This window comes from Pseudomonas sp. NMS19W, assembly GCF_051554255.1.
Taxonomy (GTDB): Bacteria; Pseudomonadota; Gammaproteobacteria; order Pseudomonadales; family Pseudomonadaceae; genus Aquipseudomonas; species Aquipseudomonas kribbensis.
Genome location: NZ_CP136718.1, coordinates 1201181 through 1214734 on the forward strand (window position 1 = coordinate 1201181; position 13554 = coordinate 1214734).

General features: G+C 61.0%; 14 protein-coding genes and 1 pseudogene. All 15 read left to right on the forward strand.

What is annotated here, in order from left to right; all coding sequences use genetic code 11:
* Positions 1-2: 2 nt before the first annotated feature.
* Positions 3-1169: a phage tail protein gene (locus R1A29_RS05320; protein ID WP_134825664.1), complete on the forward strand. Its 1167-nt coding sequence runs from the start codon at positions 3-5 to the stop codon at positions 1167-1169.
* On the forward strand, positions 1169-1675 hold the full coding sequence (locus R1A29_RS05325) for a phage major tail tube protein (RefSeq protein WP_248738156.1): 507 nt from the start codon (positions 1169-1171) through the stop codon (positions 1673-1675). Before R1A29_RS05320 ends, R1A29_RS05325 begins: the two co-directional genes overlap by 1 nt.
* Before the next feature lie 81 nt (positions 1676-1756).
* Positions 1757-2338 (forward strand): phage tail assembly protein, encoded by a 582-nt coding sequence (locus tag R1A29_RS05330; protein ID WP_085712872.1) that lies wholly within the window; start codon positions 1757-1759, stop codon positions 2336-2338.
* Positions 2339-2466: 128 nt separating this feature from the next.
* Positions 2467-4710, forward strand: a complete 2244-nt coding sequence (locus R1A29_RS05335; RefSeq protein ID WP_438300843.1) for a phage tail tape measure protein — start codon at positions 2467-2469, stop codon at positions 4708-4710.
* On the forward strand, positions 4707-5090 hold the full coding sequence (locus R1A29_RS05340; RefSeq protein WP_085712873.1) for a phage tail protein: 384 nt from the start codon (positions 4707-4709) through the stop codon (positions 5088-5090). The genes R1A29_RS05335 and R1A29_RS05340 overlap by 4 nt, the downstream gene beginning before the upstream one ends.
* Positions 5083-5295, forward strand: coding sequence for a tail protein X (locus R1A29_RS05345; RefSeq protein ID WP_085712874.1), 213 nt, complete (start codon positions 5083-5085; stop codon positions 5293-5295). Before R1A29_RS05340 ends, R1A29_RS05345 begins: the two co-directional genes overlap by 8 nt.
* A 9-nt stretch (positions 5296-5304) precedes the next feature.
* Positions 5305-6333: a phage late control D family protein gene (locus R1A29_RS05350; protein ID WP_438300844.1), complete on the forward strand. Its 1029-nt coding sequence runs from the start codon at positions 5305-5307 to the stop codon at positions 6331-6333.
* Positions 6334-6394: 61 nt separating this feature from the next.
* Positions 6395-6978: pseudogene (locus R1A29_RS05355) on the forward strand (phage tail terminator protein).
* A complete protein-coding gene (locus tag R1A29_RS05360; protein WP_007954893.1) occupies positions 6975-7154 on the forward strand; it encodes a DUF2635 domain-containing protein in 180 nt (59 codons plus the stop codon). The pseudogene R1A29_RS05355 and the gene R1A29_RS05360 overlap by 4 nt, the downstream one beginning before the upstream one ends.
* The gene (locus tag R1A29_RS05365) at positions 7154-8650 is read left to right on the forward strand and encodes a phage tail sheath subtilisin-like domain-containing protein (protein ID WP_438300845.1); all 1497 of its coding nucleotides are present in this window, start codon (positions 7154-7156) and stop codon (positions 8648-8650) included. The genes R1A29_RS05360 and R1A29_RS05365 overlap by 1 nt, the downstream gene beginning before the upstream one ends.
* A 67-nt stretch (positions 8651-8717) precedes the next feature.
* Positions 8718-9065: a phage tail tube protein gene (locus tag R1A29_RS05370; protein ID WP_007908779.1), complete on the forward strand. Its 348-nt coding sequence runs from the start codon at positions 8718-8720 to the stop codon at positions 9063-9065.
* Positions 9062-9358 carry a phage tail assembly protein gene (locus tag R1A29_RS05375; RefSeq protein ID WP_003222226.1) on the forward strand — a complete coding sequence of 99 codons (297 nt, stop codon included), beginning with the start codon at positions 9062-9064 and terminating at the stop codon, positions 9356-9358. Before R1A29_RS05370 ends, R1A29_RS05375 begins: the two co-directional genes overlap by 4 nt.
* 130 nt (positions 9359-9488) lie before the next feature.
* The gene (locus R1A29_RS05380) at positions 9489-11261 is read left to right on the forward strand and encodes a phage tail protein (protein WP_438300846.1); all 1773 of its coding nucleotides are present in this window, start codon (positions 9489-9491) and stop codon (positions 11259-11261) included.
* A complete protein-coding gene (locus R1A29_RS05385; protein WP_438300847.1) occupies positions 11248-12483 on the forward strand; it encodes a DNA circularization protein in 1236 nt (411 codons plus the stop codon). Before R1A29_RS05380 ends, R1A29_RS05385 begins: the two co-directional genes overlap by 14 nt.
* A gap of 3 nt (positions 12484-12486) precedes the next feature.
* Entirely contained in the window at positions 12487-13530 is a 1044-nt protein-coding gene (locus R1A29_RS05390; RefSeq protein ID WP_438300849.1) for a phage baseplate assembly protein, read from the forward strand.
* Positions 13531-13554: the final 24 nt, after the last annotated feature.

The window sequence follows — 13554 nt, forward strand, 5'->3', positions numbered from 1 at the left end:
ATATGGCTGAGGTTCTGAACTTCGAGCACAACGGCATTACCGTCAATGCCACCGAATCCCCCGAGGCCATGGGTGGCCTGGGCGACAACGTTATCGGTCTGGTCGGCACCGCGCCGAAAGCCGATCCGCTGATTCCGCGCAACGCACCGTTTCGCATCAACAGCTTCACCACTCACGCGCTGCTCGATCCGACCGGTGCGGAAGAGGGCACCCTGTACCACGCGGTCTACCAGATCCTCAAAGTGGTCAAGGTGCCGGTGTACGTGGTGATCGTCGAAGCGGGCGCGACCCCGGCCGACACCGTCAACGCAGTGATCGGCGGCATCGAGCCAGCCACCGGTCGCAAACTCGGTCTGGCGGCACTGGGCAGCGTCCCGGAAGACCTGACCATCATCGGCGCGCCAGGCTTCACCGGCACCAAAGCGGTGGCCAGCGAGTTCGCCTCGTTCGGCAAACGCATCAAGGCCCGCGTGGTGCTGGACGGCAAGGATGCCTCGGTCGCTGACCAGGTGACTTACAGCCAGGAACTGGGCGGCGCCGACCTCGGTTTCGACCGTTGCCTGGTGGTGCACAACATGCCGGCCGTGTACTCGAAAGCAGCGAAGAAAAACGTCTTCCTCGCACCGTCGAGCCTGGCGATTGCCGCACTGGCCAAGGTCAAGCAATGGGAAAGCCCGGGCAACCAGGTGACCTACGCCGAAGACGTATCCCGGGTCGTTGAGTACAACATCCTCGACACCTCCACCGAAGGCGATCTGCTCAACCGCTACGGCGTCAGCTATTACGCCCGCACCGTGCTGGGCGGCTTCTCGCTGCTGGGCAACCGCTCGATCACCGGCAAGTTCATCAGCTATGTCGGTCTGGAAGACGCCATCAGCCGCAAGCTGGTGAAGGCCGGTCAGAAGGCCATGGCCAAGAACCTGACCAAGTCGTTCATGGATCAGGAAGTCAAACGCATCAACGACTGGCTGCAGACCCTGGTTGCCGACGAAACCATTCCCGGCGGCAGTGTGTATCTGCACCCGGAACTCAACAGCGTCGAGAAGTACAAGAACGGCACCTGGTACGTGGTCATCGACTACGGCCGCTACGCGCCGAACGAACACATGGTTTATCAACTCAACGCCCGCGATGAAATCATCGAGCAGTTCCTGGAGGACGTTCTCTAATGTTTACCAACCGTAATCGCCAGGCCATCGCGGCCACCCTGCAAGGCCTGCCGCTGTCGGCGACCGTGGAAGAGTTCACCCCGCCGAAGATCGAATTCGACGTGGAAGAGATGCGTGGCGGCCGCTTCATCGTTGAAGAAATGGTCAAGGGCGGCAAAGCGCTCAACGCCAAGTTGACCCTGCAAGGCATGGGCGCCGAGGTCATGCTTGCACTGGGTGTGAAGCTGGGCGACGACATCCTGCTGAACGTGCGCGAAGCCGGTCAGGACCAGGACGGCAACACCTGGTTCACCTACCACACCGTCGGCGGCAAGCTGAAATCCCTGGAGGAAACCGCGGTGAAAATGGGTGAAAAGCCCAAGACCAACCTGGAGCTCTCCTGCCGTACCTACAACCGTCTGGAAAATGGCGTGCCGGTGATCGACATCGACGTGCGCACCCAGAAGTTCGTACTCAACGGCGTCGACATCCTCGGTGATGCCCGTCGTGCGGTGCTGATGCCGTAAGCCTTTTTGGCAGACCGTGCACAAACCCTGTGGGCGTTCATGCCCGCAGGGATCTTCAAGAACACCCAAGGAATTCCTTTCATGTCGTGGATGCCACCCAAGCATGACCTGCTGTCGCCGATCACCGGCGACGACGGCTCGCAGATCGAATCGATCCAGCTCAAGCCACTGTTCTACGCCGCCCAGAAAGAAGCGCTGGAACGCGCCGGCGACGATGAAGACGATCAGTTCTTCGAACTGGCGCTGCTGGCCACCGGGTTGTCGGTCAAGGAACTCGACCAGCTCAAGCGCCCGGACTACGTGAGCATCGCGCAGTACGTGCACGAGATGTCGACCCGTCCGGCGTCGTACTTTCTCGACCAGGTCGAAGACGCGGAAAAGTCCGATGATCCCGACCAGGTGCAACTGCTGCAACCGCTCGCCGTCACCGGCCGCACCGTGACCTCGCTGAGCCTGGAAATGCCGGCGCTGCGGGCCACCAAAGTGATGAAGAAACTGAAAACGGCCAAGGAACGCGCCGAGTTCATCACCGCCCATTGCACCGGCCTGATGATCCCCGATCTGGCCCTGATGAGCGTCCCGGACTGGACGCAATTGCAGGTGCGTATCGACGATTTTTTAAACCAGCCGGCGGCCTTCTTTCAGAACGCGACATCGAAGTAATCCTCGATATCGTGCCGCTCATTTACCCGGTAAGTGAGGCGGAAATTCTGGAGTGGGACGCCGAAAAGGCGTTGCGCCGCTACGACATAGCGATCACTCGCCTTGGCGTGAAACAGGAGTAGAGCGGCATGGCAGATACGAAGTATGCGCCGATGCTCGCCAGCGAGATTGGAAGCATGGCGTTCGGCAACGTCAGACTGGCGGGTGGATCAATAGCGCCCGACAGTCTCGGCACACCGCTGGTGGATTTGAGTCTGGCACTGGCCATGGCTAGTGCGGATATTCGTTTGCTGACCCAGGAACAGGTCAAGCTGCGGGAGGTATTTGCCGCCCAACAGTCGTTGTTCAAGACTGGCGCTGCTGCACCTGCGGCGAGCGAACCGAAGTCGAAACTCAAGGCCGAGGTAGAACAACGTTCACCGCTGAAGTTCATGCAAGCCTCAATGACCAACCAAATGGCCCTGCTTGAACTCAATCAGATCGTGAAGCTGGACAAGGATCAACTTCGGGCACTTTCGCAAGACACCCAGAAGATGACCAGCGACAAACAGGTCGCTCCGAGCGGGGCGACCGCTGTGGATCTGCTGAAGGTTCAACTGGCAGCGGCCAGGTCCGGCGTTGGCGACGGTCTTGAGGGCAAGCAGAAAGCGGATGCACTGACGGGTTTTGCTCGTGACGCCGCCATCAATGCCTCGGCATTCGGTGTTGATGTAAAAACGGCTGGCGAAATGATGCTGGCGTGGCAGTCGGCGATGAAGCTTGATCGCACGCAAAGCCAGCGACTGGCTGATGCCAGCAACTACCTGGGTCACAGCGGGCTGGATGCCAAAGCCGCCGACATCGGTTCAGTCGTTCAGAACTCCGGCGAAAAAGCGATGGCCACGGGGCTCAAGCCTGAGCAGATTGCTGCGTTGGCCGCCGCTTTTCTAAACAGTGGTGCAGACAAGGCCAGTGCCGGCGCCGGGTTGAATGCGTTCACCGCGGTACTGGCCAAGGGCGAGGCTGCGACGCAAGAGCAACGCGCTGCCTGGACGAAACTGGGCGTTAAAGATCTGACCCCTGAAACCGTGGCCAGCGGAATGCGCACGGACGCCCCCGCCACTATCAATAAGTTATTGGAAGCGCTCAAGGGTAAGTCAGATGAGAAAGAGCGAGAGTCACTGACGAAGGCTCTCTTCGGTAACGATGATGCGATCGTTAAATTGCTGAAGAAGCCTGAGGACGTGCAGAAGGCGTTTTCTCTGGTTCCTGGCCAAGACCCGAAGTCGGAATCGAAACCCGCGTACGTCGGTTCTGTGGCCAGAACGGCCACGGAGCTGGGTGAAACCTCGCAAGGACGATGGAATGCGCTCGACGCCAGTGCGACCCGATTGTCCACGGCTCTGGGTAGTTCACTGACCAATCTGGTTGATGGTCTGGTCGTTACGCTGGACAGTGTGGTCAGCGGGATAAGCAGCTTTGCCGAGGAGCAACCAAAGGCCACAGCAGCCCTGCTCGCACTGGTAGGGGTGATCGCTGTTTCCCGGGGGGCGCAAATCAAGGTTGCGATGGCTTCGGCCTTGCGTAATGCAGCAACGAAGCTGTTGGTGACGGCGGGAGCGGGGCCCCTCATCGAAATCGTGGATCGCGCAGCCGGCGTTGGCCCCGACGGCAAACCTGTTGCTGCCGGATCTACCGATAGCGCCTCCGCCAATTCGTCTGAGCAAAAGCCGAAAAAGCCGAAGAGGGGAGAGAAGGCAAAGGCCGGGGCGAAGGCGGAAATGAAGTTGGCTGCGAATGTGGATGCATCGCCCCAGACATGGGGCAGTCGCTTTAAGGACGCGAACAGTGCAGCCAAAGGATTCACCAAGTCCAACGCACTTTTGACAGTGGTCACCGCGGTTCCCGACGTGCTCAAAGGAATCCAGGATGGCGACAACAAAGCGGTCGGCGGAGCAATAGGCTCGGCGGGCGGCAGCCTGGCGGGCGGTTATGCCGGCGCCGTGGCGGGCGCGATGATCGGCAGCTTCGTTCCCATTATCGGCACCGCGATCGGCGGCTTGGTGGGCGGCATCATTGGCAGCACCGCGGGCAGCGTGGGCGGTTCGTGGCTCGGTGAAAAACTTGCCCCCGAATCAGAAAAGGACAAGCTTGCCCCACCCGCAGACGTTGCCAAAAGTCTGTCCAGTGCGCAGACACAAAACCAGAGCGTTTCGTTCTCTCCTCTGATCCAGGTCACCTGTCCTGCCCCCGACACTGCCCAACAGATTCAGTCGATTATCGAGCAACAGATTTCCGGTCAATTCCATGGCCAATTCATGCCGCTGCTGATGGGCGCTAACCCACTCGGGACGCGTCGTGATGCAGCCCTGACTGACGGAGCCGGTACATGAAACAACAAATGGCACTGGGCAGTTTCATCTTCGGCCTGTCCCGGGATTTTGCGTACAGCACGCTGTCGCGAAAATCCGAGGGCGGCTGGACCGAGCTGCAGATCCTCAACAGCAAACCCAGATCCCACCAGACAGGACAGAAACCCGAAACCCTGACCATCGGTGGCACCTCGATGTACGCCGTGGCGATGGACCGGCTCGATGAGCTGCGCGCGCTGCAAGCACTGAGAGTGCCGCTGCCGCTGATTGACGGCATTGGTCGCAACTGGGGTTTGTGGCGGATCACCAGCATCGACGAAAACCAGAGCGAGGTCATCGATGACGGCACCGCGATGGTGATCAAGTGGGTGATCGTATTGACGGAGTTCAACAATGCGTAAGGTACGAAGCGTGGCCGGTGATTCGGTCAATCTGCTGCTGTACCGCGAAACCGGTCGCAGCGATGACAGCGCCGAAGAAGCCCTGTGGACACTCAACCCGACCCTGGCCGAACACGGCCCGATTCTGTCGGCGGGTGTCTGGGTGACACTCCCGGAACTCGATAGCAGACCGGCCGCGATCAAACCGGTTCTGGCCTGGGATTAAGGAGGCTGCATGGCACAGGGATTTACGCCGGCGATCGAAATCTATGGCGCCAACAAGGACCTGCTGAACCAGCGGCTGATCAGTTGGGAACACATCGATGCTGCCGGGATGGAGTCCGATCAACTGACGCTGGTGCTCGACCTGGAAGGCCTTGAAGGCTTGCCGACCCTCGGCGGGAAAATTGGATTGCGGGTGGGCTATCTGGAATCCAGGCTGGTCGACAAAGGCCAGTTCAGGATCACTCGACTGACACCGACGCTGTTCCCGCTGCGCCTGACGCTGGTCGCGACCGCCGCGCCTTTCAGCGGCAAGGACGAAACCGGATTCAAGGAACGGCGCACGGCCAGTCATGGCCCCACGACGCTTGGCGGGCTGTTTCGCAAACTGGTCGAGCCACACGGTTTCTCGCCGCGCGTCGATCCCGAACTGGCGTTGATCAGGATCGCTCATGTCGACCAGTCGAACGAAACCGACATGGGTTTCATCACGCGACTGGCGAAAAAGTACGACGCGGTGGCCAAACCGTTCAACGACCTCTACGTGCTGGCGAAACGGGCGCAGCTCAAAACCCTGTCGGGTCAGGTGATACCGGATGTGAGGCTGTCGGTGACCCACAACAATCGGCCGGGCGAACACGCTTTCATCAGCGCCACGCTGGAAGAGACCGCCCGCACCCAGAATCAGGGTTGCAAAGTCTGCTGTTGGGACACCAATGCCGGCAAGCAGGTGGAGGTGAAAACCGGCAAGGCGCCCTTCAAGATCGTTCGTCAGAAACAGGCCAGTGTGGAAGAAGCCAAAGCCATCGGCGAAGCCGAAGTGCGCAAGATGCTGCGCGAGAAATACACGCTGAAAGTTACTTGCCCGGGTGATCCGCTGCTGGTGGCCGAAGGTCTGCTGGTGCTCGATGACACTTGGCCCGACTTCATGCGCGGTCGCTGGTCGATCGAGAAGGTGACTGCCAGCGGCAAGCCCGAAGAAAGCTATCGCTGCTTGATCGAAGCAAACGGCCGGGATCCCGAAGCAAAAGCCAAAGACTGATCCTCCGGACTCACCGCCACACGCATCACTGTGGCCACTCACACATCCTGGAACGCTCCCCATGAAGATCTCCCCGATCCTCACGCAGCTGCGTGCGCAATGCCCAAGCCTTGCCGGCCATATCGCGACAGGTGTCGACCTGGCGCTGCTGCAAGGCAACCCGAATCTGCCGACCCCGTCGGCCCATGTTTTACCCCTGGCCGACCTGGCCAGCGCCAGCACCGCACAGAACTCCGCCAGCCAGCCGATCCGTGACCGCTTCGAAATCATCCTGGTGCTCGACGCCACGGACGCCACAAAAGCGCTGGATCTGTTGCACGACCTGCGCGCCGAACTGTGGCGTGCGCTGGTGGGTTTCAAACCCGGTTCGGAATACAGCGCCATCGTTTATGACGGCGGCGAAACGGTCTCGATCAACAGCAGCCGCGCGTTCTACCGGCTGCGCTTTTTTGCCGAGTTCCAGCTGGGCCGCAATCTGCCAAGTCAGCCTGCGGAAAGTTGGCACGAACGTGAACTGGACGGCTTGTCGTCCTTTACCGGGGTCACCGTGCGGGTCGATGCGATCGACCCGGCCGACCCCAACCTGAAACACCCGGCCCTGACGGGCGCGTGGAAATGACTTTCTCTGGAGACGTAACCCCATGAGCAACCGCATCACCGTAGTGCCGGCCGCCGGCCGTGCCGTGCCGGACCCGGAAGCAGGCGACCTGCTGCCACTCGAAGGCCGTGAAGTGCTGGACAGCGCCTGGTGGCGCCGGCGTCTGGCCGACGGCGATATCACCCTCAAAACCGCAACAGCTAAACAAAAAGGAGCCAAATAATGGCGATCGGATTCAGCAACATTCCTGCGGACATTCGTGTACCGCTGTTCTATGCCGAAATGGACAACTCGGCCGCCAATAGCGCGTCGTCGTCCATGCGCCGCCTGATCGTGGCACAGGTCAACGACAACATCGCCCCGAGCGAAGTCGGCAAACTGGTGCTGGTTTCCAGCGTGGCACTGGCCAAGAGCATTGGCGGCCAGGGCTCGATGCTGGCCTCGATGTACGAGACCTTCCGCAAGGCCGACCCGATCGGTGAGATCTGGTGCCTGCCGCTGCACAACGCCACCGGCGCCATCGCCAAAGGCGTGCTGACCCTGACCGGCACCGCGACTCAGGCTGGCATTCTCAACCTGTATGTCGGCGGCGTGCGTGTGCAGGCCACCGTGGTCAACGGCGCCACCGCGGCCCAGGCGGCTACCGCCCTGGCACAGAAAATCAACGCCACCGCCGATCTGCCGGTGAGCGCTGCGGCTGCTGAAGGCGTCGTCACCCTGAACGCCAAATGGACCGGCGAGAGCGGCAACGACATCAGCCTGCAATTCAATCGCCTGGGCAAGAGCAACGGCGAAGAAACCCCGGCCGGCCTGACCACCGCCATCACCGCCATGACCGGCGGCGTCGGTGTACCGGATCAAATGGCTGCCGTTGCAGCACTGGGTGACGAGCCGTTCGAATTCATCGCACTGCCTTGGTCCGACCTGGCTACCCTCAACACTTGGCAAGCGGTGATGGACGACAGCACCGGTCGCTGGTCCTGGGCCAAGCAACTGTTCGGTCACGTCTACAGCGCCAAGCGCGGCACCGTCGGCACTCTGGTGGCGGCCGGTCAGGCGCGCAACGACCAGCACATGACCATTCAGGCGCTGGAGCCGGGCGTTCCGCAACCGGTATGGGTACAAGCCGCTGCACTGGCTGCACGTACCTCGGTGTTCATCTCTGCCGACGCCAGCCGTCCGACCCAGAGCGGCAGCCTGCCAGGCGTCGATCCGGCGCCGGCCAGCGAGCGCTTCACCCTGACCGAGCGTCAGTCGCTGCTCAACTACGGCATCGCCACCGCGTACTACGAAGGCGGCTACGTGCGCATCCAGCGCTCGATCACCACCTACCAGAAGAACGCTTACGGCCAGGCCGACAACTCGTACCTGGACAGCGAAACCATGCACCAGTCGGCGTTCATCGTGCGTCGTCTGCAAAGCGTGATCACCAGCAAATACGGTCGCCACAAACTGGCCTCCGACGGCACCCGTTTCGGCGCCGGTCAGCCGATCGTTACCCCGGCGACCATTCGCGGTGAGCTGATCGCCCAGTACGCCAAGCTCGAACTGGAAGGCCACGTGGAAAACGCCGAGCTGTTCGCCGAGCACCTGATCGTCGAGCGCGACGTGCAGGACCCGAGCCGCGTGAACGTGCTGTTCCCGCCGGATTACATCAACGGTCTGCGCGTGTTCGCACTGCTCAACCAGTTCCGTCTGCAGTACGACGACGTCGCCTGATCGGCCCGTTTGAATCTGTGAATCCAGCCCACCTTGCGTGGGCTTTTTATTTGAAGGGAGTAACACCATGGGTCAACTGATTGCAGGCACCTGCTACGTCAAGGTCGACGGTGCACAACTGACCATCAATGGCGGCTGCGAAGCCCCGCTGATGGCCGTCAAACGCGAAACCGTCGTACCGGGTTTCTACAAGGAAACCGACATCGCGCCGTCGTTCAAAGTGACCGCGCTGCACACCGCCGACTTCCCGCTGAAGAAGCTGATCGAAGGCACCGACATCACCGTCACCTGCGAATTCAGCAACGGCAAAGTCTACGTACTGGCCGGTGCCTACCTGGTCGAAGAGCCAGTCTCCAAAGGCGATGACGCCACCATCGAACTGAAATTCGAAGGCATCAAGGGGACCTGGCAATGAGCGGCGCCGTGAAGCTTCAAGTTGCGATCGAAGCTCACGGCGAGCCCCTGACCGAACTCGTCCTGCGCCGTCCGACGGTGCAGGAGGTGCGAGCGATCAAGGCGCTGCCGTACAAGATCGACAAGAGCGAAGAAGTCAGCCTCGACATGGACGTGGCGGCCAAATACATCGCCGTGTGCGCCGGCATTCCGCCGTCGTCGGTCAACCAGCTGGACCTGGCTGACCTCAACGCGTTGAGCTGGGCCGTTGCGAGTTTTTTCATGAGTGCGGCGTCGGAGCCATCACCGACCTGATTTCGGTCGCCTATGACCTGGCCTGGTTCTGGAAGGTTGACCCCGAACAGATGATGGCCAGGCCACTGGATGTGCTTCGCGAATCGCTGGAGCACGCGCAACGGATCAATGCGATGCAGCAGGTGCAGTGATGGCAGAAGAAACCAAAGCTAAAGCGTCGGTGCTGCTGACCGGCATCGACGAACTGTCACCCAAACTCGGCGCCCTGCGAGTGAAGGTGGATGACTTCAAGAAAAACCTCGAACAGACCGGCCTCGGCAAACTGGACATCAGCGGTCTGTTCAAGGGCGGCAGCGTGATTACGCCGTTCGTGGACGGCATCAAATCCGCCGCAGCGTTTCAGGGCAAGTTGACCGAAGTCAGCGAGACGGCGAAAACCGTCGATCTGCCGGAAACACCGAAAGCCGCCGCGCAGAACATGAACGTGTTCAGCGCGTCGATGGAAAAGGTCTCCGCTGCGGTAGACGCCGCACTGGTGCCGGCGGTGGGCGCCCTGGTGGTCGGGCTGGAGCCGATGCTGACCCAGGTCGGCAGCCTGCTGGCCGACAACCCGAAACTGGTCGAAGGGCTGGCGGCGGGGGCGATTGCGTTTTCCGCCATGCAAACCGCCGTCACCGGTATGACCCAGGTGATGGACGTCATGAGCATGGTGCTCAAGACCAATCCGATCATGCTGATCGCCATGGGCATTGCCGTGGCGGCCGGTTTGATCGTGGCCAACTGGACACCGATTTCCGCGTTCTTCACCGGATTGTGGGAGGGCGTGAAAAACGCCGGGGCCAGTGCAATGGCGACGTTGCGCACGGTACTCGACTGGCGACCGCTGGAAACGCTGGCAGCACTGTGGGAACCGGTCACGGGTTTCTTCTCGGGAATCTGGGACAAGGTCAAAGCGGTCACCGCGCCGGTGATCGACTTCTTCAAGTCGGTTTTCTCGTGGTCGCCTGCGGGCCTGATCCTGGAAAACTGGGGGCCGTTGACCGGTCTGTTTTCGGCGATCTGGGAATTGCTCAAGGCCTTGAGCGTACCGGTGATGTCGTTCCTCAAAGGGCTGTTCGACTGGACGCCCCTGGGCATGATCATCAACAACTGGGGCGCGATCACCGGTTTCTTCGCCTCGATCTGGGCCGCGCTGCAACCGGCGGCGCAAGCCATCAAGGACTTCTTCGGCACCCTGTTCGACTATTCCCCGTTGGGGATGCTCGTCAACAACTGGGGCAGCGTCGTGACCTTTTTCGAACCGGTCTGGGCCGCGCTGCAAACGTCGGCACAAACGATCAAAAGCTTCTTCCAGAGCCTGTTCGAATGGTCGCCGCTGGAGCAGATCGCGCAGTACTGGCAGCCGATCAGCGAAGTGTTTTCGGCGCTGTGGGGCGTGGTACAAGCGTTGGCAGCACCAGTGCTGGAGTTCCTGCACAACATGTTCGAATGGACACCGTTGGGGCAGATCATCAAGAACTGGGGGCCGATCACCGAATGGTTCGGCGAGCTGTGGCAAAAGCTGCAAACCGTCATCGCACCGATCAAGGAATTGTTCGATGGCGGCTTCGCCGGGCTGATCGCCAAGGTCACCGGCAAGGTCGAAACCTTGACCGATGCGCAACGTCAGACCAATGCCGAAGGCAAGGGTGAACTGGCGCCGGCCTTCTTCGGTGCCAGTCCGAAACCCGAGGGTGGCAGCGCGCTGCAGGGCGGTTCTTTGCCGCGATCCTCTGGCGCCCTGATCCAGCAAAGCGCCGCCAACAACCGCACGCAGCTCGAAGGTGGCCTGACGGTGCGCTTCGAAAATGCGCCGGCGGGGCTGCGCACCGATCAACCGCAAACCAATCAACCGGGGCTGGCGCTCAGTTCGCGCATCGGCTATCGCTCGCTATCGGCAGGAGGTTCCAATGAACTGGCGTGACCGTTTGTTGCCGGCATCCTTTCGCGGTGTCGGCTTCTGGATCGACCAGGCGAAAACCCCGGTCGGTCGCAAGGGGCAGTTGCATGAATACCCGCAACGCGACCTGCCGTTTTTCGAGGATCTCGGCCAGCAAGCCAAGACCCACGACCTGACGGCGTTCATCATCGGTGCCGATTGCCTGGAGCAGCGTGACAAGCTGCTCCAGGCCCTGGAGCAGGGCAGCGGCGAGCTGGTGCATCCGTGGCTGGGACGCTTGCAGGTCAAGGTCGGCGAGTGCGACATGACCCACACCCGTCAGGACGGCGGGATGGTGACCTTCAGCCTGAAGTTCTACCCCGACCGACCGCTGCCGTTTCCGACGGCGACGGTCAGCACACAAAAAGTCCTGCTGATCAAGGCCGACGGTTTGCTCGGCTCGGCGGTGGCGCGCTTCGAACAGGCGATGACCCTGATCAAGGCTGCGCGGATCGGCATCACCAATCTGCGCAACAGCCTCACCGGCGTGTACGACGTGATCAAGGAGCAACTCAAACCGCTGATCGCGCAATACAAACAGATCACCGAACTGGTCAGGGCCGTCAAGGAACTGCCCAAGGAGGTGGCGGCGGAGTTCAAGGGTTTGCTCGGCGATATCAAGGAGCTGAAGGAATTCGCGAAGGAGGGTTACCGTGGCGTGATTGCCGACGTGTCCCAACAGATCGAAGCCATCCGCAAGGCCGACGCACCGAAAATCACCACCGGCAAGGACACCACCGCTGCGGCGCAGGCCCTGGCCAATCTGGTGCAGGACACCCTGATCGTCAAAGCGGCGCAATGGGTGGCTTCGATGCCGGTGGCGTCGACGCCGGTGAAACTGTCGTCGACGCCTTCGCTGGATCAGCAGTCGAAACAGCCGGTCAGCCGTCAGGAAGTACCGGTCACGGATGATCTGCAAGCGTTGCAAAAAGAGCTGATCGAAGCGCTGCAAAAGGCCCAGGACAAGGCCGATCCCGCGCACTACCAGGCCATCGCCGATGTGAAGGAAGCGCTGATCGCGCACCTCAAGGCTGTGGCTTCGTCCGGTGTGCGGTTGGTCAGCAAAACCTTCCAGGAAACCTTTCCGGCAGTGGTCGTGGCTTACAAGCAGTTTGGCGATGCCACCCGTGTGACCGAGGTCATTCAGCGCAACGGCCTGTCTCATCCAGGGTATTCACCCAACGAAGTGAAAGTCTCCTGGGAGTGAGCCATGAACGAGACTGACAACCGCGTGACGCTGACCGTCGGCGACATGGAATACGGCGGCTGGAAAAGCGTGCAGATCACCGCGGACCTGGAGCGCCAGTTCCGCACCTTCAAACTCGACATCACCTGGCAATGGCCGGGGCAGACCGTGGATCAGCGGATCAAGGCCGGCGACCCGTGCGAAGTGCGGATCGGCCAGGATCTGGTGCTCACCGGTTATGTGTTCAAGGCGCCAATCAGTTATGACGGGCGGCAGATCAGCCTGAGCATCGAAGGCAGTTCCAAGACCCAGGATCTGGTGGATTGTGCGGCGCGAAACAACCCCGGCCAATGGCAGGATCAGTCGCTGTTGAACATCGTTCAGGCCTTGGCCATGGAGTACGCGTTGATGGTGGTCAACGAAATTCCCGAGACCGCACGCCTGAGCAAACACACGATCGTGCCGGGTGAAACGGCGTTTCAGTCGATCGACCGTCTGCTCTCGCTGTACCGGGTGTTTTCCACCGATGACGCCGAAGGCCGGCTGGTGCTCGCCAGACCCGGCAGCGGCGGCCGCGCCAGCGATGCACTGGAACTGGGCAAGAACATTCTCTCGGCCAATGCGCCGATGGATTTCAGCCAGGTATTTTCCGAATACCGGGTGATCGGCCAGCAGAAGGGCAACGACAAGAAGAGCGGGGCGGCGGCCAGCGAAGTGGAATCGACGGCGGCCGACCTGAGTTTCAAACGCCGGCGTACCACGATCATCAACGAAGGCTCGCAACTGACGTTCGAACTGGCCCAGCAACGGGCCCAATGGGAGAGCGCGACGCGCATGGGCCGGGCACTGACTACCACGTATCAGGTGCAGGGCTGGCGTCAGTCCAACGGTGACCTGTGGCGTCACAACACGTTGGTGCGGGTCAAGGATCCGGTGCTCGGGTTCGATGAAGACATGCTGATCTCCAAGGTGACGTATTCGCTGTCGGCGCAAGGTTCGGTGACCACCCTGCAGGTGGCGCCGCCGCATACCTTCGACGCGAACCCGACTCCCCCGAAAAAGACCTGAGCCCGACACCGCCCTCAAGGAAAA